The organism is Gemmatimonadaceae bacterium (genome assembly GCA_035606695.1).
Taxonomy (GTDB): Bacteria; Gemmatimonadota; Gemmatimonadetes; order Gemmatimonadales; family Gemmatimonadaceae; genus JAQBQB01.
In genome coordinates, this window is sequence record DATNEW010000020.1 from 60,020 (window position 1) to 80,878 (window position 20,859).

Genomic DNA, 20,859 nt, shown 5'->3' on the forward strand with positions numbered 1-20,859 from the left:
CGATATCCTCGACGCGCCCGAACCGCAGTGCTATCGGCCGCTGGCGCAGAAGGGAACCACGACGCTCACGGTCGTGGTTCGTGTCGCGAGCGGTGATCCGACACGGCTCGCGGCCGCGTCACCGGCGGCGGTAACCCAGCTCGATCCATCGCTGCCGATCTACAATGTCGCGCAACGCACGCGCGAGCTTGGCCTTCGCGTGGCGTTGGGCGCCGAAGCGGGGCGGTTGATTGCGTTCGTGCTGCGCGGCAGCGCGGCGGCGACGTTCGGCGGTCTCGCGATCGGACTCGCGGCGTCGATCGTGGCGGCGCTGATTGTCGCACACGCTCTACGGCATCACCAGCGCGGACCTCGCCGTGTTTCTCGTCATGCTGCCGATTCTCGCCCTGGCATCACTGCTCGCGGTATTCGGACCGGTGCGCCGCGCCAGCGCGGCCGATCCGATGCTGGCGCCCCGCGCGGATTAGTTGTCCGTGAGTCCCACGAGCGCGATGAGCTTGAGCGCGTTGCGCGACGTCGCGAGCCCTGGACGAAGGCGATAGTCGAACCACATCTCCGGACCCGTCGGCGTCTCTCTGAACTGTTCGACGAAGTAGATCGGCCGCGCATGCGTGGCGAGCGCGGGCTCGTCGGCCAATCCCGTGTCGTGCGTCGCGATCGCGCCGATCGCGCCGGCGCGCAGCAGATGACTGACGACCGCGACGACCGCGAGGCGCCGCTCCTCGGTGTTGGTGCCGTGCAGCATCTCGTCCGCGAGGTAGAGGAGCATCGGCCCGTCGCCGGAGCTCGCGGCGTCGACAATGCTCTTGAGGCGGAGCACCTCGGCCATGAAGAGTGAGAGTCCCGCCTCGAGCGCGTCCCGAATGTGAATGCTCGTTCGCAATTTCACGCGGGACATGCGCAGCGTCGTCGCACACACCGGCGCGCCGACTTGCGCGAGCACGGCGTTCAGGCCGATCGAGCGGAGCAGCGTGCTCTTGCCCGCCATGTTCGAGCCCGTGATGAGCACGAATGTGTCGCGCGGGCCCACGGTGAGGTCGTTCGCGACGCGCGTCGTCGACGGCAGCAGGGGATGCCCGAGCGCCGTCGCTTCGATCGACGTCGACTCTTCGTCGGCGAAGATCGGCATCGGCCACGCTGGATTGTCGTGCGCGAGCGCGGCGAGCGCGCTACACGCCTCGAGCTCGCCGAGCGCACGCAGCCATGCCCGCACCGAACGGCCGTGCGCGGTACGCCAGTCGTCGAGCGCGCGCACCACGTGAATATCCCAGAGCACGAGCATCTGGAGAATAGCGTGCGCCATCGGGGAGAATCGCAGCTCGCCCCAATGCGCGATCCGCGCAAGGCGCGCGAACGCCGACGCGTTCGGAGGCTCGATGCGCGACTCCAACTCCTTTAAGAGCGGCGCCTCGAGCTCGGCGGACCGCGCATGCGCGAACATCGCGGCGATGTTATCGAGACTGAACCCGCGCGCCGACGCGGCGTGCAGGCCGCGCTCGATGCCGGCGCGATTTTTCGCGATGAGCGACACGTTGATCACGCACAACAGGGCGAGCACGACCCACAACGGTGGTTGCACGAACGTGACGAACAGCGCAATCACGGTGACGACGGCGAGCACGCGCGCGGTCCACGCGTGACCGGCGGGCAAATGCACGTCGTCCGATTCGGCCCATGCGAGAAACGATTCGATCGACGCGTTGTCGTGCCCGGCGCGCGCGCCGATCACGCCGAGCCGCTCTCGCCAATCCGTGCGCGGCGCAAGCTCGGCGACTGCTTGCTGGCGCCGGCGAAGCTCGGGAACGAGCAACGGTGATTCGGCGAGCAGCCACTCGAGCAACACGGGACGTCCCGCGACGCTGCTCACGGGTCCGAGCAACCGCGCGAGCGACACATCGCCGAACAAATTCAAATCGGCGGCGAATGCGTGATTCGGCGGTGCGCTGAACGACGCGGCCGGAGGAAGGCTCGGCCAATCGCGCGTGACGCGGGCCGCGCCGGTGTCGCATGCGCGCGCGAGTGCCTCATGCTGGCGAACGGTTGCGGTGAATCGCCGATGGCGGGCGACGAGCCACGCGAAGAGGGACAACGAAAGAATGGCCGCGATCGTGGCCGGCCCGCGTGTACCGCGCGACACGAATGTACCGACGACCAACACTCCCGCGACGAACACGAGAAGTCGGACGCGTCCCGTCCAGGCCACGGTGTGACCGACGCGTGCCACGACCTCGCGATGCGCCGCGGCGCGCGCGCGATAATCGTCCGCGACGCGGTTGTCCGCCGAAGCGGCGTTCGCGTCGGCTCCCGAGTTCATGTCGTCCGTCCGCCGATCTGAAGTTACAGAAACCTATGCGGGCTGATCGGCGCGCCCTATCACGTGCACGCAGCCACGACGGCTACGGCTGCAATGGCTGCTACGGCGTGAACGACGACGTGACCGCGTAGCGCCCGCCGCCGAGCGGCATGACGTTGGTTCCGAGCAGGAAGCGGTCGATGCGATTTCGCCGGTGACTGTGCGCGTAGTGCACGATCTTGTTCCCGAACAGAATGCCCACGAACGCGCCGGCCGCGATGTCGCTGGCCCAGTGTTGATCGAGGTACATGCGCGTCAGTCCGGGGACGGCGGCGGCCGTATACAGTATCGGTCCGGCGATCCACATCGCCTTGTGATTCCGCTCGCCGATCTCGGCGGTCAGCGCCGCGGCCGTTGCGTACGCCGCGGCGGAATGGAGCGAAGGAAAGGAGCGATGATCGAAGCTCGTGAAGCCGGAGCCCGCCTTGAATGTCGACGCGCTGCTATCGGAAACGACGCGCGGCCGCGCGCGGCCGATCGGTCCGCGAATGAGCTCGCTCGTCACGTCCGTCGTCGCCATCGCCTCGAACCAATGCGCGCCGACGTCCGACAGCATGCTCGAGCCTGCCAGTCGACCAACGCCGTAGGTGAGGATCGACGCGATCGTGAGCGGCGTTTCGTTGACGTGGGTCAACGCGTTGACGAGATCGTGGCGCGATTGGCCGTCCTGCACCTGAGGCGACTGAAACCAGCGCGCGATCTTCGTGTCGTATTGCGCGATGATCACGGTGCCTGCGACCGCACCAGCCGTGTAGTACAGATCGCGTCGCGTAAAGAAAGTCTTGTCGACCGAATCCCTACGGTCTTGCGCCGCCAATGACAATGCGGGCGCGACGGCCAGCAGCAGGCCGAGGCAGATGGTTCTGTTCGTTTTGATCACGCCCGGCGAGCCAAGCAAAATGCTCGCCGTGGCGAATCACGCGACCCACCGTTCCACAGCGTCATGCATGAGTTTGAGCTGTCGCGCGAGACGCACCAGCCGTTGGTAAACGATTGGTGAGCGTTTGGCATCCGGTAGCGGCACGCTGCCGACCGGCGGAAATGGTGCCGGTGCGCGGCCGCTCGCCACCGCGTCGGCGAGATCGGCGAACACCGCGTCCACCGTCCGCGCGAACGGCTCGAGCGGCGGGTCGGCCGGCGTTGCGTTGGTGGCGTTGCCGACCAGCGCCAGTGCCGCACTCGAGGCAGCAAGGCGTCGCGTGTACACGAGCACCGTCATGATCGCCTCGAGATGTTCGGGCGGTCCGCGATGCTCGCTCAGTAATCGCTGAAATGATTCTTCGGCGTTCGATGCGGCGAGGGCCAGGCGGCGGCGGGCATCGCGCAAGCGTCCGATGTCGGCGCGCGGATCACCGAGGAGCACGATGGCGCCATCGAACAACTCCTTCGTCGCGCGCAGCGACGCGGCCGCGAATTCGGGAAGGCGCTGCCGCTCCTCGCCCGGCCACAACACGGTCGCGCCAATCAGCGCCAATGCACCGCCGATGAGCGTGTTCACGATGCGCAGTCCCGCCAGATGCCAGTCGCCGGCACTCGTTTCGGCGAGCAGCACGAACGCCGGCGTGCCGAACACCGCGTAGGCGCCGTAGTTGAGCGGCAGCAGCGCGACGCACAGCATGGTGAACACGGCGATGACGACCAGAACCACGGCGTCGCCGTGAAACACGGCGGTGAGCCCCGCGACGAACATCGCTCCCAGCACCGTGCCGACGATACGCTGCAATGCTTTCTGGCGCGTCGCCGCCGCGAAGGGCTGCAGAATGACGACCGCCGTGAGCGTGACCCAGTAGCCGTGATTGAGGTGCAGTGCGGTGCTCAGCAAGACGGCGGCGGTGGTGACGATCGCGATGCGCAGCGCGTGATGCAGCACGCTCGAGTCGGGACGAACAATCGCGCTCGGCGAGAACAAAACCGGCGGGGGCTCGGGCTCGCCGATGTCGATGTGCTCCGCGTCTCCGCGCACCGGATGCCCCGTGTTGAGCGATGCAACGACGGCTGCCGCGGTGTTCGCATAGTCGGCCATCCGCGCGAGCAGATCGGCCACACCCGGCGCCGAGGCGCGAAGGACGTCCACATTCCACGCGACGTGAATGCGTGGAATGCCGGTCTCCGACTCGATGCCGGCGGCGATGGCCTCGAGTGTCGCGGCAATGTCGCGGAGTTGTTCCGGGAGCACGACGTTGAGAACGGCGGCATGTGCCTGCGACAGGGCAGCCGTTTCCTCGAGCAGCGCGATCAGATGCACGAACGACTGGTCGGCGATCTCGTGCAAAACGAGCAAGCGTTCGCCGCGGCCGGTTTCGGTCGCGCGCGCGCGGCGTGAGAGCGCGATCGTGGTGCGCGCGCTTTCAATGGCTGTTCGCACCGCGACGAGCTCGCCTGTTAAATCGGCGGGATTGACCGGACCTGCCGCGGCGAGGTCGTCGGCCTGCGCCGTCGCCAGGCGTGCGACCGCGCGGTAGCATTCGGCCACGCGCAGGCGGACCGGGCGGTATGGCCGCAGCGGCCACAGTACCGTGGAGAGCACCATCGCCCACAGACCGCCCGCGACGATGTAGCCTCCGCGAACGAACGCGGCCTCGACGGTGGCGGCGGGAATCGCGAGCGCGATGGCGAAGGTGACGAGGATGGTGACGCCAAAACCTGGTCCAAAATCCGGCCACGCGCGTGCGAGGCCGCACAGCATGGCGATCACGAAGGTCGCAACGGTTGCCGCGACGACGTGGCCGCCGAGCAGGCTGCCCGGCACGACGGCGGCGGCGCTGGCGATCGCGAGAGCGGTGAGGATGCGGGCGCGAAGGCGGTACGGGCCGCCGCGGTCCATGATCGCGCCGTTGAGACCGGCGAGGCTCATCCAGGTACCGGCGCCGGGCGGCAGGTATGGCGCGGCGAGCAGGGGCAGGACCGTGGCGAGCGCGGCGCGAAAACCAGCCGCATACGCCGGCTTGGCGTCGGCGACCGTGGATGCCGACCGAGCATCGTGTAAGGTGCGGCGCACTAAGCCGTTAGCATTCGGCAGCGTCAGTGCTTCGCCCTCCAACGATCATGTGATATCTCGCGTATTCCAATGAGTATGGAAGGTACCGGCGCCCCCCCAGCTCGGGGCAGGGCGCCGCTTTTGTTCGATCATGATCGACCATGATGCCGGTCGGTAGCTTTCGGCCGGCAGTTTCCTATCTCCCGCCCACGACATGTCTGCTCGTCCGCTCCTTCTGTTGCTGGCCACCGTCGCGTTCGTTTCGCTCGGTGCCTGCGAGAAGCAGAAGTCTGAATCAGTCACGCTTCCCACGACTACTGTTTCGCGCGGCGACATCGCCGTCCGGGTGCAAGCCACGGGTACCGTCGAGCCAATCGACCCCGTGGACATCAAGTCCAAAGCCGGTGGCGCGATCATCAAGCTTCCGGTCGACGTCGGCAGCGTGGTCAAGGCGCACCAGGTGCTCGCGGTGATCGACCCGCGCACCGTGCAAAACAACTACGACCAGGCGGTGGCGGACGACGTCGTGTCGCGCACCTCGCTCCAGACGGTGCTGCGCGACCAGGCGCGCAAGGACACGTTGTTCTCGCATCATGTCATCACGGCGGCGCAGCACGACAGCACGAAGTCGGCGGTGACGGCGGCGCAATCGGACATGATCAACAAGCGGGCGGCGTTGGATCTGGCGCGCCAGGCGCTCGAGGACGCGACGATCGAGGCGCCGATCAGCGGCACCGTGATCTCGCGCGGCGTGACGCAAGGAACGATCGTGACGCCCGCAACGGGCCAGGCGAACGGCACCACGCTCCTGACGCTCGCCGATCTCAGTCGCGTCCGTATGCGCGTGACGATCGACGAAGTCGAGATGGCGAACATTCGCGTGGGTGAATCCGCCACGGTCGCGGTCGACGCTTTTACCGATCGCACGTTCAGCGGCGTCATCGAGAAGATCGAGCCGCAAGCGGTCGTGACACAGGGCGTCACGTTCTTCCCGGTGCAGGTCACGATCGACAACCGTGAAGGATTATTAATGCCCGGAATGAACGGCGAAGTCACCATCAAGGCGGCAGACCTGTCGAACGTGGTGCAGATTCCAATCGACGCCATTCGTCCGACGAACGAGCTCGCGCCCGTCGCGCGCATGTTCGGCATTTCGGTGGACACGCTGATCAACACGCTGCGCCGCGATCTCGTGTCGACGGAGGGAACGACGGGGCTGCCCGGACGGTACGTCGTGGTGCAGCTGCCCGACGGCTCGTTCGAGATGCGTCTCGTGAAGATCGGTCCCACCGATCTTCGCGTCGCCCAGGTCATCGACGGCGTCAAAGAAGGCGACAAGGTCGTGCTGCTCGGCTCGATCATCACCAGCCGGCCGGCTGTCCCGCCGCGATTGCAGATCGCGTCGAACATGCGGCGCGGTGCAACGAATACGGCGACCCCCACCAAGCAAGCGGGCGCGCCCGCACAGGCAGGACAGGCTACGAAACCGTGAAGGCTCTGGCAGTTGTAACAGTTCTCTGTATGATGGGCGCCGCGTGCAGGACGTCGGCGCCGAAGATCGACGGAGTCGCGCCCGTTCCGGCGGCTCCCAGTGCGACGTGGACGCCGCCAGCCTCGGTTCAGGCCGAAGCGCAGCATGACCGTGCGGCGTCGAACTCGCCCGTAACCTCCGGTGCGCACCAGTACACGCTGGCGGAAGTCGTCGACGTCGCGCTGCGCAACAGCCCCGCGACGCGACTTTCCTACGCGCAGGCGCGCGCAGCCGCGGATGTGTACGGATCGAGCGAAGGGCGCATCTATCCGTCGCTCACCGCGGGCGTCACCAGCACGCGTGCCTTGTCGGTTGCGGCCGCGGGTCGCGCGCCGGTGGAGCGCACCGTTTACGGCCCGTCGCTGACGCTCGCGTACACGGTGCTCGACTTCGGCGGGCGCAACGGTTCGATCGACGTCGCGCGGCAGACGGCGGTGGCCGCCGATCTCACGCACAACGCGACGGTGGAGAGCACGATTCTGCTCGTCGAGTCGGCCGCGTTCACCTATCTCTCGACGCGCGCGCAGCGCGATGCGCAGCAGTCGTCGCTGGATCTGGCGACGCGCGCGTTGGATGCCGCGAACGAGCGTCATCGGGTCGGCCTCGCGACGATCGCCGACGTGCTGCAGGCGCAAACGGCCAGGTCGCAGGCCGAGCTCGAGCTCGAGACGCTCGAGGGCCAGATGCAGGTGACGCGCGGTTCGCTCGCGGTCGCGATGGGCATTCCGGCGAACAGCGCGTTCGACGTTCCGGAATTTCGCGCGGCGGACTCGGTGTACTTCGTCACGGAGTCGGTGGACTCGCTCGTCGAGCGGGCGGTGCGGACCCGGCCGGAGCTGGCGTCGGCGCGCGCGCAGGCGGCCGCGGCGAGCTCGGAGATTCGCGTTGCGCGCTCCGGCTATCTGCCGGCGCTGACCGTCGGCGCGACGGGCGCTCGCAACGGTTCGAACGTTTCTACCTTTTCAGGAAACACGTATACCGTGAACCTCGGCGTTGCGGTGCCCGTGTTCTCGGGATTCTCGAATCAGTTCGACGTGGGCGCGGCCTCGGAGCAGTATCAGGCGGCGATCGCGCGCACCGAGGCGACGAAGGCGCAGATCATTCAGCAGGTCTTCACGGCGTACTATCTGTTGAAGACGGCGACGAACCGCGTGCGCACGTCGCGCGACCTGCTCGCGAGCGCGACGCAGTCCGAAGTGGTGGCGCGCGAGCGCTATCGTGAGGGCGTCGGCACGATCGTCGACCTGCTCGTGGCGCAATCGGCGCTGGCCAGCGCCAAGGCGCAGGAGATCGACGCGCGGTGGCAGTGGCGGAGCGCCCTCGCGCAACTGGCGCACGACGTCGGCGTGCTGGATGCGCGGGGGGAGCCGATCTTCCCGACGCTGACGCCGGCGCCGGACGTGAGACCGGATAACAAATGATGAATATTGATTCAATGATTAATAGACTGTCATTCCGAGCGGCAGCGAGGAATCTGCCGTCCGGTCGGATTGGCCAGTCACTCCACCGCGACGCCAGATTCCTCGCGTCGCTCGGAATGACAGGCATCGCGCTCGCCGCCTGCGCCAAACCCGCGCCGCAAAAAACGCCGCCGGTGCCCGTGGAGCTTGCGGCCGCGGCGAAGATCGCCGCGCCGCTCGACGTCCAGGCGAACGGCGTCGTCGAGCCGCTGCAGACCGTGGCCGTGCAAGCGCAGGTCGGCGGCACGCTCGAGACGGTCGCGTTCAACGAAGGCGACGACGTGCAGGCCGGGCAGCTGTTGTTCAAGATCGACCCGCGTCCGTTCGAGGCCGCGCTTCGACAGGCGGAAGCCGCCGCGGCGCGCGACGAGGCCACCGCCGCCAACGCGCAGCGCGACGCCGACCGATACAAGGCACTCGTCGAAAAGGATTACGTCACGAAGTCGCAGGCCGATCAGGCGGCGTCCGCCGCCGCCGCCGCGCAGGCCACATTGCAGGCCAGCCGTGCGGCCGTCGACAATGCGAAACTCAATCTGAACTACACGACGATTCGCGCGCCGATCGCCGGGCGCACCGGCCGGCTGCTGGTGCGGCAGGGCAATCTCGTTCGACCCGGCGCCGATCCACTCGTGGTCATCAACACACTGCACCCGATCCTCGTCCGCTTTCCCGTCGTGCAGCACGACTTTCCCGCGCTGCAGCGCCGCATGCAGAGCGGCACCGTCACCGTGCGCGTCGTCACGGCGGACAGCGGCAAGGTCAACGAAGCGGGCACGCTGGCGTTTCTCGACAATGCGGTGGATTCGCTCACGGGAACCGTCACCGCCAAGGCCCGATTTCAGAATCAGACCAACAGCTTGTGGCCAGGCGAATACGTGCGCGTCGCGGCGGAGCTCGACGTACAGGCGGGGGCGGTCGCCGTGCCAACGCGTGCGGTGCAGTCCGGACAGGAAGGCAATTACGTGTTCGTCGTCGGCAATGACAACGTCGCGAAGCTTCGACAGATCACCGTGGGTCGAGCGGTGGGTCAGATGACGACGATCGACAAGGGACTCGACGCCGGCGAGGAAGTGGTCGTCGACGGGCAATCGCGGTTGACGCCAAACGCGCGCGTGGATGTGAAGAACGCGCCGACGGCCACCACGCAGGCGGGGGCGGTGCGATGAATTTCTCCGAGCTGTTCATTCGGCGGCCCGTCACGACGGTGCTCGTGATGGCGGGCATTCTGTTCTTCGGCATTACCGCGTACCGACGATTGCCGGTGAGCGATCTGCCGACGGTGGATTACCCGACCATCACCGTCAACGCGAGCCTGCCGGGTGCCAGCCCGGAGACGATGGCGTCCGCCGTGGCGACGCCGCTCGAGAAACAGTTCTCGACCATCGCCGGCATCGACAACATGACGTCGACGTCGACGCTCGGCTCGTGTTCGATCACGATTCAGTTCACGCTCGACCGGAGCATCGACGCCGCGGCGCAGGACGTTCAGGCGATGATCGCCAAGACGCTCAAGAACCTGCCGCCGGGCATCATTCCGCCGTCGTATCAGAAGGTGAATCCGGCCGATCAGCCGATCGTGTTTTACGGATTCACGTCCGACCTGATGCCGATCTCGACGCTGGACAAGTACGCCGAATCGTTCATGGCGCAACGCATCTCGATGATCCCGGGTGTCGCGCAGGTGAACGTGTACGGGTCGGCGAAGTACGCGGTGCGCGTTCAGGTCGATCCCAATACGCTCGCCAGCCGGCAGATCGGCATCGATGAAGTCGCCGACGCGATCAACAGTCAGAACGTGAACCTGCCGACGGGCGTCTTGAACGGCCCGAACAAGACCTACACCGTGCAGGCGAACGGGCAGCTCGACAACGCGGCGAGCTTCGCGCGCCTGGTGGTCGCGTACCGCAACGGCGCACCGGTGCACCTGGGCGAGCTCGGGCTGGTGCTCGACGACGTCCAGAACAACAAGTCGATCGCCTGGTTCGCGGAAAAGAGTCACTTCACGCGCGGCGTCATTCTCGCCATTCAGCGCCAGCCCGGCACGAACACCGTGGCCGTCGCCGACGCCGTGAAGGCGACGATGAATCAGCTGCAGAAGCAGATTCCCGCCAGCGTGAACATGACGCTCATGTACGACCGCTCGGCGACGATTCGCGAGTCGGTGAGCGACGTGAAGTTCACGCTCGTGTTGACGCTGTTCCTCGTCATCGCGGTGATCTTCCTGTTCCTGCGCAACGTCTCGGCGACGCTCATACCGAGCCTCGCGCTGCCGATCTCGGTGATCGGCACGTTCGCCGTGATGTACATACTCGACTATTCGCTCGACAACCTGTCGCTGATGGCGCTGACGCTCGCCGTGGGCTTCGTGGTCGACGACGCGATCGTGATGCTCGAGAACATCGTGCGCCACATGGAGATGGGAAAACCGCCGATGAAAGCGGCGGTGGACGGCGCGGCCGAGGTCGGGTTTACGATCCTCTCAATGACCGTGTCGCTGACCGCGGTCTTTATTCCCATTCTGTTCCTGGGCGGCATCGTCGGCCGGCTGTTCCACGAGTTCGCCGTCACGATCGCGGTGTCGATCCTGGTGTCGGGATTCGTGTCGCTGACGCTGACGCCGATGCTGTCGAGCCGCTTCCTGAGGCCGCACGCGCACGACGAGAAACACAACAAGGCCTATCAGGTTACCGAGGCGGGATACGAGTGGATCCTTGGCAAATACAAGGGTGCGCTCGAGTGGGTGATGCTCCACCGCGTGACCACGATGGTGTTCTCGGTCGGCATTCTCGCGGGCACGGTCGTGTTGTTCATGCTCATTCCGAAGGGCTTCATTCCCAGCCAGGACACGGGTCAGCTCTTCGTGACGACGGAGACCGCGCAGGGCACGTCGTTCGACGACATGGTGATGCATCAGAAGCAAGTGAACGCCATTCTCGCCGCGGATACGAACATCGCGGGCTTTTACTCGGCGGTCGGCGGCAGCTCGACGATCTCCGGCACGAATCAGGGTCGCCTGCTGATCGGCCTTCGCCCCCGCGACGAGCGGTTGAGCGTCGACGAGATGATCAAGGAGCTGCGGCCGAAGCTCGCGAAGATTCCTGGGATCGTCGTGTACCTCCAGAATCCGCCGCCGATTCAGATCGGCGGCCGTGTGTCGAAGAGCTTGTATCAGTTCACGATGCAGGGTTCTGACATCAACGCGCTGTATCCGGCCGCGGAGCAGCTCGTGACCGAAGCGCGCAAGTCGCCGCTCCTGCAGGACGTGACCAGCGATCTTCAGCTGGGCAATCCGCAGGCGAGTGTGTCGATCGACCGCGAGCGCGCGGCCTCGCTAGGCGTGGACGCGACGCAGATCGAAACGGCGTTGTACGACGCGTACGGTTCGCGGCAGGTGTCGACGATCTACACGCCCGACGACGAGTACTGGGTGGTGATGGAACTCGAGCCGCAGTATCAGCTCGATCTGTCGGCGATGAGCATGTTGTACATACGCTCCAAGACCGGGACGCTCGTGCCGCTGAACGCCGTGGCGTCGATCACGCAGAGCGCGGGCGCGCTGAGCGTGAATCACTCGGGCCAGCTGCCGTCGGTGACGCTCTCGTTCAATCTGCGGCCCGGCGTCGCGCTCGGTGAGGCGACGACGGAAGTGCAGAAGCTCGCCGACAAGCTTCTGCCGTCGTCGATCAGCACCGGCTTCAGTGGTACCGCGCAAGCCTTCCAGTCGACGCAGGCGGGCATGCTCGCGCTGCTCGGCATCGCGATCTTCGTGATCTACGTCGTGCTCGGCATTCTCTATGAGAGTTTCATTCATCCGATCACGATTCTCTCGGGCCTGCCGTTCGCCGCGTTCGGCGCGCTGCTCACGCTCATGATCTTCAAGATCGATCTCAGCGTGTACGCGTTCGTCGGCATCATCCTGCTCGTGGGCCTCGTGAAGAAGAACGCGATCATGATGATCGACTTCGCGCTCGAGGCGGAACGGAGCGAAGGCCGCACGCCGGCCGAAGCGATCGTGCACTCGTGTCTCATCCGCTTCCGTCCGATCATGATGACGACGATGGCCGCGCTCATGGGCACGATCCCGATCGCCGTGTCGCAGGGCGCCGGCTCCGAGTCGCGCCGTCCGCTTGGCGTCGCCGTCGTCGGCGGTCTCGCGTTCTCGCAGTTCATCACGCTGTTCGTGACGCCGGTCGTCTACACCTATATGGATACGGCGAGTCATCGCGCGAGCAAGTGGATCAGCGGCTTCAGCAAGCGGAAGCCGGGTGACGGCGTTCCTGCGCCGGCCGGCGTGATGGCGACGCAACCCGCGGCGGCGGTGAAGTCCAGCGGAGACGCCGCGGATTAGCGCTGGGCGTCGGGCGATGGGCGTGACAGCCGAATGAATCTTTCCGCGCTTGCGCATTGGGAATCGGCGGTGCTCGCAAGCATCGTCGGCGCCTCGGGCACCATCGACGAACGCGACGCGCAGATCACGCGCTCCGGGATGTACGCGGAGTATCCGGCGATCTTCCGCTCATATGTAGAATTGGCTCGTGACAGCGCGGACCCGGCCATCGCGCTCGAAGCGTTGAAGCGCGCGGTGTTCGTCGCCTGGGCTTCGTTCGGCGCGCTGCCGGTGGACACGGGCATCACCGAGCTTCCGGAAACCGAAGTGCGCGAGCTCATGGGACAGTTGGATGCGGATCTGGCGGCCGGCCGCGCCGATGACGAGCTGCGCTTCATGCTGGCGTGGTATCGTGACGCGTTCGGCTATGTGTTCGACCACTTCGGCCCCGTGCGGTCGCTCGATGCATTCATTAGAGATATCTCATCGGAGGACGTGCGCCGTCGCGGCGCCGACGTCATCGGCGGCGGCGAGCGCGGGCAGATGGGCCGCTACTGGGCCGGGCTGCTGGTGCGGAGATAAGCCAATGCTCGCCGATCGCCCTGGCATGTCACGACGCATTGTCGGGTTTCACACCGACGACGAGCAGCATTGGGTCGCCGACCTCGAGTGCGGTCACACGCAGCACGTTCGACATGATCCGCCCTGGCAGCAGCGGCCCTGGGTCATTACGCCCGAAGGGCGCGCGAGCTGGATTGGCCGACCGCTCTCCTGTGTGAAGTGCGTGGACGAAGGACGCGCGCCGTGACAGCGCGGTCGCCGCGCGTCTTTCTGACGGCCGAATGGCGTCATCTCGCGCTGCTCAACTACCGGGTCGATCCGTTGGTGCTCGAGCCGTACGTCCCGCGCGGCACGGAGCTCGATCTGTGGGAGGGCGGCGCCTACGTCAGCGTCGTCGGGTTTCTCTTTCAACGAATGCGTGCGCTCGGGGTGCCGATTCCCCTGCACGCCGAATTCACTGAAGTGAACTTGCGCTTCTATGTTCGGCGCGAGGTGGCCGGCGAAACGCGCCACGGGGTGACGTTCATCCGCGAGCTCGTGTCGTCGCCGCTCATCGCGGGTGCCGCGAAAATGCTCTACAACGAACCGTATGCGCGCGCGGAGATGAGCAGCGACGTTCGCGCCGACGGCGCGACCTACGGCTGGCGATATCGCGCGCGAGACGGCGTACTTCGCGTGCGGCCGTCGACCACCGCGCAAATCGCGCGGGCGGGCTCGGACGAAGAATTCATGACGACGCGCCATTGGGGATACACCGCGCAGCGCGACGGCTCGACCATCGAGTACCATGTCGGCCATGCGCCCTGGATGGTGCAGCGGTGCGCCGATGCCGAGTTGAGCGGCGACCGCGCGATGGTGTTCGGTAATGTTTTCGCCAACGTACTGTTCGATCGTCCGCACAACGCCATGTTCGCGAACGGTTCCGCGGTCACACTCTCATTCCCAACGCGAATCGCATGAACGAAACGCGAGAGGAGACGCCGTATTCGGGAACGGTCGTCGCCGTCAGTCGCAGCGATGCGCACTCATTCAGCAAACAACCGTGCGCGTCGATTCGGCTGATCCGTGGGGAAGGCGTTGAAGGCGACGCGCATCGCGGTGTGACGGTGAAACATCGCTCGCGCGTCGCGCGCGATCCGAACCAGCCGAACTTGCGGCAGGTCCATCTCATTCATTCGGAATTGCTGGATGAATTGCACGAGGCCGGTTTCTCCATTGCGCCCGGCGAGTTGGGCGAAAATGTCACGACGCGCGGCATCGCTCTTCTCGAACTGCCGAAGGGAACGCGCCTCTGTATGGGAGCCGAGGCGATCGTGGAGCTTACAGGACTCCGGAATCCGTGCGTACAAATCGATCGCTTTCAGTCGGGCTTGCTTTCCGCCGTCATCGGGCGCGATGAAGCAGGCCGAATCACCCGCAAAACTGGCGTCATGAGCGTCGTCGTTCGCGACGGAGAGATCCACCGCGGCGATCCGATTCGCGTCGAGCTTCCTGCCGAGCCGCATCGCCCACTCGACGTCGTGTAAGCTCTCAGACATCTCTCATAACACCCGCAAAACGCGAGCAGAAACGCGTTGCGGCGCAGCCCGCGCGCGCGTCTCAGTTACATGACGAAGCTCGCAATTTCTGCACGTGCATTTACTGTCGCCGCGGCCGCATTGCTCGGCCTTGCCGCGGCGTGTTCTGATTCTTCAGTTGCTCCGCCGGTCGCCACGACGCTCACGCTGTCGGCCTCGGCCATTTCGCTCGATGCAATCGGCGCCACGCAGACCGTGACCGCGGTCGTCAACGATCAGCATGGCCAGCCAATGGCCACTGCGCCGATTACGTGGACCGCAAGCGCGGCGAACGTGCTGGTGACGGGTACGGCCGGCACGGCGACGATCGCCGCCGCCGCGAACGGAACCGCGACGGTGACGGCGACATCTGGAAAGGCGACGGCAACCATCACGGTGACCGTCGCGCAAATTCCCACCGCACTCCAGAAGCTTGGTGGCGACGCACAACTCGGCGCCGTCAACACGACGCTCGTTCAGCCCGTCGGCGTTCGTGTCGTCGATCGACTCAATTCGCCGGTGGCGAATCAAGGTGTGACGTTCACCATCGCGTCGGGCGGCGGCAGCGTCGCGTCGACGACCGTCACCACCGGCAACGACGGTGTTGCAGCGACGACCTGGACGCTCGGCAAGATCGCATCGTCGACGCAGCAGTTGACCGTGGTCGCCGGCAGTCTGGCGCCGTTGACGTATTCGGCGACCGCCGTAGCCGGCGCGCCCGCCAACGTCCTCGTGGCGGGCGGCGACAAGCAGAGCGCCGTGGCCGGCGCAGCACTTGCGACGGCGCCGCAGGTCTTGGTCACCGACGCGTTCACGAATCCGGTGAGCAATGCGACGGTCACGTTCACGCCCGTCGGTGACGGCAGCATTCAATTCCCGACGGCGACAACGAACGCGAGTGGTATCGCGTTCGCCGGCCGATGGACGCTCGGCACGACGGTCGGTACGAAATCGCTCATCGCCAGTGTCGGCGCCGTGTCGGTGACATTCACCGCGAGCGCCACTGGTGGTGCGCCGAGTAGTGTGAAGATCAATGCGGGAAACAATCAGACAGCGGCGGCGGGTAGCGCGGTAGCGACGGCGCCGTCGGTCAAGGTCACCGATGCGTTGGGAAACGCCGCCGCGGGTGCGGTGGTGACGTTCGCCGTCGCGAGTGGCGGCGGTTCGGTGACCGGTGGGACGACGACGACGGATGCAAGTGGTGTCGCGACTGTCGGCCGATGGACGCTCGGTTCCGCCGCGGGAACGAACACGCTGACGGCCACGGTCGCGAACGTATCGCCGGTGACGTTCACCGCCACCGCGACGTCCACGACGCCCGCGGCGGTGAGTGCGCTGTTCGTGAGCGCGGGCGCGAACCAGGCTGCAACCGCGGGGACCGCAGTGCCGAATGCACCGTCCATCGTCGCGCGCGATGCGGCCGGCAATCCCGTTTCCGGCGTTACCATCACGTTCACCGCGTCGGACGGCGGAACGATCGGTGGCTCGACCTCGGCGACCGTGAAGACAAACACATCGGGCGTCGCGGCGCCCGGCGCGTGGATTCTTGCCTCCACCGCGACGCTCAACACACTCACGGCGAGCACGCCAGGCGTCAGCGCGGTGCAGTTGAACGCCGCGGCGTGTGAGCCGCCGAATGCGGCGGGGTTCACGATCACACTGTGTTATCGCACCTCGATGACGGCGTCGCAGCGCGCCGCGTTCGTCAACGCGGCGGCGCGGTGGCGTTCGATCATTACCGCGAAGCTGCCCGACGTGCCGGTGAACATCAGCGAAGGCGCGTGCGATACCGGGACGCCGAGTTTGACGAACATGACCATCGACGACGTGATGATCTTCGCCGGCATCGAGCCAATCGATGGCGCGGGATCCATTCTTGGCTCCGCGGGATGGTGCTTTCGACGCACCGGCGGATTGCCCGTACTCGGCAACATGAGCTTTGACGTGGCCGACATGGCGACGCTCGAGGCGAACGGCACGCTCAACGCGGTGATACTCCACGAGATGGGCCACGTGCTTGGCATCGGCACGATGTGGACGACGCTCGGCCTGCTGCAGAATCAGTCGACGTCGAGCGTGGTCAACGACACGTATTTCAGCGGAACCGCGGCCGTTGCGGCGTTCAACCAGGTCGGCGGCGCGACGTACACGCTGGGTCAGAAGGTGCCCGTCGAGAACACGGGTGGGTCGGGGACGATCAATGCGCACTGGCGCGAGAGCGTGCTGCGCAACGAGTTGATGACCGGCTTCCTGAACAGCGGCACCAATCCGCTGAGCGTCGTCACGATCGGGTCGCTGCAGGATCTTGGGTACTCGGTGAACATGGCGGCGGCCGACCCGCTGAGTCTCACGCTGTCGATTCAGTCGACCCTGGCGCCCGGGGCCGCCACCGTCTCGGTGATGAACGACGGGTTCCGGGGCAAGCAGTCGACGATCGATTCCTTCGGTCGCGTGACGCGCATTCGGTAACTCGCCGAAGCCACGGCGCCACCCCGGAAGCGCCAAAACGAAGCGCTCCCCCTGCCCGTAGTCCAAAGGCAGGGGTCGGGGCGGCCGTTCCAAGCAACCATCCGTTGTCGCGGGTGTCCAAGTAGACGCGTGTCCCTTCGTTAGGATGGGATGAAGATGGGCATAACCATCTAACGACACCAACGCCCGCGTCTTAACGTTGTGGTGAACGGGTCGCCTAACTCTCTGCGGGAAAACTGTTTCCGGGTCCCGGGTGTCCAACGCTTCGTAGTCTCACGTTCTCCCGACAGACGATGCCTTTCCTTTCCGCGCGCGGGCGGCGCGTCGCGCTTCGCCGCCCGATGCGTTCGATACGTTCGATACGTTCGATGCGTTCCGGCTTCACGCTCATCGAGATCCTGGTCGTGATCGTGGTGATCGCGATCCTGGCCACACTCGTCGCGCCAAACATTTTCCAACACGTCGGCGCGGCGAAGGATGCCACGGCGAAGTCGCAGATCGAGATGCTCAGCGCGGCGCTCGACGCGTATCGTCTGGACAACGGGCACTATCCGAGCACGGAGCAAGGCCTCAACTCCCTCTGGGAGAAGCCGACGATCGATCCCCCGGAGAACTGGCGCGGACCCTACCTGCGAAAGCCGGTGCCGGCCGATCCCTGGAACCGGGCCTACATCTACCTCTTTCCCGGGCAGCAGAACGTGAACGGCTACGACCTCCTGTCGTATGGCTTGGACGGCAAGCCGGGCGGCGACGGCGAGGATGCGGACATCACGAGCTGGAAGTGACTAAGCGTCCGTTGTCATTCTGAGGGCAGTCACCCGTTGTCATCCTGAGCGCAGTCACCTGTTGTCATCCTGAGCGCAGCGAAGGATCTCCTTCCTTTAGCAATCTCTAATGCCCACCTACGCCTACCAAGCAGTCGACGGAACGGGAAAGCGCACGCGTGGGCACGCGCAGGCGGCCAGCACCGGCGCGCTGACGCGCACGCTGGAGGAGCGCGGCCTGTTCGTGGTCGACGTCGCCGAATCCGCGACGGCGAACGCGGGCAAGCGCAGCGGGTTTCGCATCGGCCGCCGCCGCGAGGTGCTCGAGGTGACGCGCGCGCTTGCCGCGCTGCTTCCGGTCGGCATGCCGCTCGCCCACGCGCTCAACGCGGCGTCCGGCGTCGCGACCGGCGACGTGCGCGATGCACTGCAAGCCGTGCGCGAACGCGTCGAACGCGGCGATCCGCTCTCGGTGGCGCTGGCTGAGCACCGCTCGTTGTTCTCGCCGCTTTACGTGGGACTGGTGCGCGCCGGCGAAAAGAGCGGCGACCTCGATGCCGCGTTCGCTCGGCTGTCGCAACAGCTCGAGCGCGACGAGCAGCTTCGCGGAAAAGTGTTGTCGGCGGCGATCTATCCGCTGTTGCTGGCCACCGCCGGCTCGATCGCGGTGACGGTGCTCCTGTTTTTCGTGCTGCCGCGCTTCGTTACGCTGCTCGAGGGCAGCGGCGCCAAGCTGCCACGATCCACCGCCACGCTGCTCGCGCTGTCCTCGGCGCTGCATCGCGGATGGCCGTTCCTCTTTCTCGTGCCCCTCGCCATTGCCGCCTTTGCGGCCTGGGTCGCGAACACGGAAGACGGCCGGCGTGTGTGGTCGAACGTGCTGCTCGCGCTTCCCGGCGTCGCCACGTTGCGACGCTATGCGCTGGCCGGCCGATTCGCGCGGCTCGTCGGCGTACTGCTTGGCGGGGGCGCGCCGCTGCTCACCGCGCTAGATGACACCATCGAATCGATCGGCGATCCGGTCGCGCGCGACGACACGCTGCGCATTCGCACGCGTGTGCGCGAAGGCAGCTCGCTTCGCGGCGCGCTCGGCGACAGTCGGCTGTTTCCGCCGATGCTCGCGCAGCTCGTCGGCGTCGGCGAAGACGCCGGGCAATTGCGCGAATTCCTGATGAAGGCGGCGGACATCTTCGAGGAGCGTACCGAACGAGCCACGCAGCGCCTCGCAACGTTCGCCGAGCCGGCGATGATCGTGATGTTTGGCGCCATTGTCGCTTTCGTCGCGCTGTCGTTGCTGCAGGCGATCTACGGCATCAACGCGAACTCGTTCAAATGAGCCATTCGCGGTGCGCGCGGCGGAGCGGGTTCACGCTCTGGGAGCTGACGATGGTGCTGCTCGTGATGAGCATCGCCGCCACGCTCGCCGCGCCGGCGTTCGCGCGGCTCGTGGATGAACGCCCGAAAACCGGCGCCGACGCCGTTGTGGGTTTGTTGCGTGATGCGCGCAAGGCCGCGATCGACTACAACGCAACGGTAACGCTGCGGCTCGATCCAACGACGCTCAAGTATCAACTGGATACGTCGGGCGCCTATGGCGTGGGCACGTTGGCGACCGGCGTGCTCGACATCGGCATGTCGGCAACACTCGTGACGGACCAGCCGCGGCTGCATTACGTATTTCGGCCGGCCGGCGCGGCCTTCGCCGACACCGTGATCGTACGCGGCGCGGGAATGCGCACCGTGCGCGTGGACCCCTGGAGCGGAGTCGCGCGTGCGGATTCGCTCTAGCAAGCGTCGCGTGCGCGCCGGATTCTCACTCATGGAAGCGGTCGTCGCGGTCGCCATCGTCGGCATGACCGCGGTCAGCGCGCTCGAGGCGGTCGGGGGCGACATGCGAACGGCGGCGCGCTCGAAGCGAGCGATCGAGGCTGAAGCGCTCGCGACGTCGCGCCTCGAGTTTTTGAATTTGCTCACGGATCGCGAGCTGCAATCGCTTCCGGATTCCGTGCAAAGCGGCAAGTTCGCGAAGCCGCTCGACGAGTATGCGTGGAAGACGACGTCGACGCCGTTCGCCGATCAGGCGGGTGTCTACGACGTTCGCGTGATCGTCACGTGGCCCGGCGGTGAGTACACGCTCAAATCGTATCAGTATCGCATACCGCCCGTGGTGAGCCGCCGATGAAAGCCGCTCGACCGCGCCGCGGCATGACGCTCATGGAGCTCGTGATCGGGCTTGCGATCACCGGGATGATGGCCGCGGCGGGGGCCGGCGCGTTCGGGTCGGTGATCGATCATCGTCGTACGATCGAGACCGCGTCCGTGGCGCTCGAGCGTTCGAGCGCACTGCGCGACATCGTCGAATCGTGGATGTATGCCGGGACGGTGCAGATCCAGCAGGGCGGTGGTCCGCGGGGACTGCGCGGCGGCGGCATGTCGATGTCGAGCACCGGCGGCAGCCTCGTCAACGTGACGCAGGCGCAGGCGGCGGGCGACGAGATCACGTTTACGACGACGGCGCCGAATCCCGCGGGCGTTGGCAGCGTGCGCATGCGCATGTACATCGATGCCGACGACGCGACGCCGGAGAAAGGACTGACGATCGAGTATCAGCCGAACGCGCAGCAGCCGCTCGTGCGCAAGATGCTCGATTCGACGATCGATACGCTCAACGTCGAGTATCTCGACAGCCGAACGAATCGCTGGTTTCACTCCACGCAGGCGGCCACGCTCAGCTCACCCCTCGCGGTGCGACTTACGTTCCTGCACGGACCGCATGGACCGTTGCCGGCGATTCTCGAAGTGCCGATGATCTTCCCGATCCCCAGCAACGTGGTGACGATCAACGGGCGGGCCCGATGATC

The 20,859-nt window shown here is 66.1% G+C and carries 18 protein-coding genes; 15 read left to right on the forward strand and 3 right to left on the reverse strand.

The window, feature by feature from the left end; translation table 11 throughout:
- The first annotated feature begins 314 nt into the window (after nucleotides 1–314).
- On the forward strand, nucleotides 315–467 hold the full coding sequence (locus VN706_08600) for a hypothetical protein (GenBank protein HXT15675.1): 153 nt from the start codon (nucleotides 315–317) through the stop codon (nucleotides 465–467).
- On the opposite strand, the gene VN706_08605 is transcribed toward VN706_08600, so the two are convergent.
- The 3 genes from VN706_08605 to VN706_08615 form a co-directional block, all read right to left on the reverse strand.
- Nucleotides 464–2,314 (reverse strand): hypothetical protein, encoded by a 1,851-nt coding sequence (locus tag VN706_08605; GenBank protein ID HXT15676.1) that lies wholly within the window; start codon nucleotides 2,312–2,314, stop codon nucleotides 464–466. The genes VN706_08600 and VN706_08605 overlap by 4 nt on opposite strands.
- 100 nt (nucleotides 2,315–2,414) lie before the next feature.
- Nucleotides 2,415–3,233: a phosphatase PAP2 family protein gene (locus tag VN706_08610; protein ID HXT15677.1), complete on the reverse strand. Its 819-nt coding sequence runs from the start codon at nucleotides 3,231–3,233 to the stop codon at nucleotides 2,415–2,417.
- A 36-nt stretch (nucleotides 3,234–3,269) separates the two neighbouring features.
- Nucleotides 3,270–5,351, reverse strand: a complete 2,082-nt coding sequence (locus VN706_08615) for an FUSC family protein (GenBank protein HXT15678.1) — start codon at nucleotides 5,349–5,351, stop codon at nucleotides 3,270–3,272.
- Between the two features lie 193 nt (nucleotides 5,352–5,544).
- Between VN706_08615 and VN706_08620 the strand changes: the two genes are divergently transcribed.
- The 14 genes from VN706_08620 to VN706_08685 all read left to right on the forward strand — a co-directional run bounded on the left by VN706_08620 (nucleotide 5,545) and on the right by VN706_08685 (nucleotide 20,857).
- A complete protein-coding gene (locus tag VN706_08620) occupies nucleotides 5,545–6,822 on the forward strand; it encodes an efflux RND transporter periplasmic adaptor subunit (protein ID HXT15679.1) in 1,278 nt (425 codons plus the stop codon).
- Between the two features lie 29 nt (nucleotides 6,823–6,851).
- Entirely contained in the window at nucleotides 6,852–8,282 is a 1,431-nt protein-coding gene (locus tag VN706_08625; protein HXT15680.1) for a TolC family protein, read from the forward strand.
- A gap of 116 nt (nucleotides 8,283–8,398) precedes the next feature.
- Nucleotides 8,399–9,487 (forward strand): efflux RND transporter periplasmic adaptor subunit, encoded by a 1,089-nt coding sequence (locus VN706_08630; protein ID HXT15681.1) that lies wholly within the window; start codon nucleotides 8,399–8,401, stop codon nucleotides 9,485–9,487.
- Nucleotides 9,484–12,669, forward strand: a complete 3,186-nt coding sequence (locus tag VN706_08635; GenBank protein HXT15682.1) for an efflux RND transporter permease subunit — start codon at nucleotides 9,484–9,486, stop codon at nucleotides 12,667–12,669. Before VN706_08630 ends, VN706_08635 begins: the two co-directional genes overlap by 4 nt.
- Nucleotides 12,670–12,702: 33 nt before the next feature.
- The gene (locus tag VN706_08640; GenBank protein HXT15683.1) at nucleotides 12,703–13,230 is read left to right on the forward strand and encodes a hypothetical protein; all 528 of its coding nucleotides are present in this window, start codon (nucleotides 12,703–12,705) and stop codon (nucleotides 13,228–13,230) included.
- 25 nt (nucleotides 13,231–13,255) lie between these two features.
- Nucleotides 13,256–13,456, forward strand: a complete 201-nt coding sequence (locus tag VN706_08645) for a DUF3565 domain-containing protein (GenBank protein HXT15684.1) — start codon at nucleotides 13,256–13,258, stop codon at nucleotides 13,454–13,456.
- The gene (locus VN706_08650; protein HXT15685.1) at nucleotides 13,453–14,169 is read left to right on the forward strand and encodes a DUF2071 domain-containing protein; all 717 of its coding nucleotides are present in this window, start codon (nucleotides 13,453–13,455) and stop codon (nucleotides 14,167–14,169) included. The genes VN706_08645 and VN706_08650 overlap by 4 nt, the downstream gene beginning before the upstream one ends.
- Nucleotides 14,166–14,735: an MOSC domain-containing protein gene (locus VN706_08655; GenBank protein HXT15686.1), complete on the forward strand. Its 570-nt coding sequence runs from the start codon at nucleotides 14,166–14,168 to the stop codon at nucleotides 14,733–14,735. The genes VN706_08650 and VN706_08655 overlap by 4 nt, the downstream gene beginning before the upstream one ends.
- Nucleotides 14,736–14,816: 81 nt before the next feature.
- Complete coding sequence (locus VN706_08660) at nucleotides 14,817–17,234, forward strand: leishmanolysin-related zinc metalloendopeptidase (GenBank protein HXT15687.1); 2,418 nt, start codon at nucleotides 14,817–14,819, stop codon at nucleotides 17,232–17,234.
- Between the two features lie 368 nt (nucleotides 17,235–17,602).
- The gene (gspG, locus tag VN706_08665) at nucleotides 17,603–18,019 is read left to right on the forward strand and encodes a type II secretion system major pseudopilin GspG (GenBank protein HXT15688.1); all 417 of its coding nucleotides are present in this window, start codon (nucleotides 17,603–17,605) and stop codon (nucleotides 18,017–18,019) included.
- A 109-nt stretch (nucleotides 18,020–18,128) separates the two neighbouring features.
- Nucleotides 18,129–19,334: a type II secretion system F family protein gene (locus VN706_08670; protein ID HXT15689.1), complete on the forward strand. Its 1,206-nt coding sequence runs from the start codon at nucleotides 18,129–18,131 to the stop codon at nucleotides 19,332–19,334.
- Entirely contained in the window at nucleotides 19,331–19,786 is a 456-nt protein-coding gene (locus VN706_08675; GenBank protein ID HXT15690.1) for a prepilin-type N-terminal cleavage/methylation domain-containing protein, read from the forward strand. Before VN706_08670 ends, VN706_08675 begins: the two co-directional genes overlap by 4 nt.
- Nucleotides 19,770–20,180, forward strand: coding sequence for a prepilin-type N-terminal cleavage/methylation domain-containing protein (locus VN706_08680; protein ID HXT15691.1), 411 nt, complete (start codon nucleotides 19,770–19,772; stop codon nucleotides 20,178–20,180). The genes VN706_08675 and VN706_08680 overlap by 17 nt, the downstream gene beginning before the upstream one ends.
- Nucleotides 20,177–20,857 (forward strand): prepilin-type N-terminal cleavage/methylation domain-containing protein, encoded by a 681-nt coding sequence (locus VN706_08685; protein HXT15692.1) that lies wholly within the window; start codon nucleotides 20,177–20,179, stop codon nucleotides 20,855–20,857. Before VN706_08680 ends, VN706_08685 begins: the two co-directional genes overlap by 4 nt.
- Nucleotides 20,858–20,859: the final 2 nt, after the last annotated feature.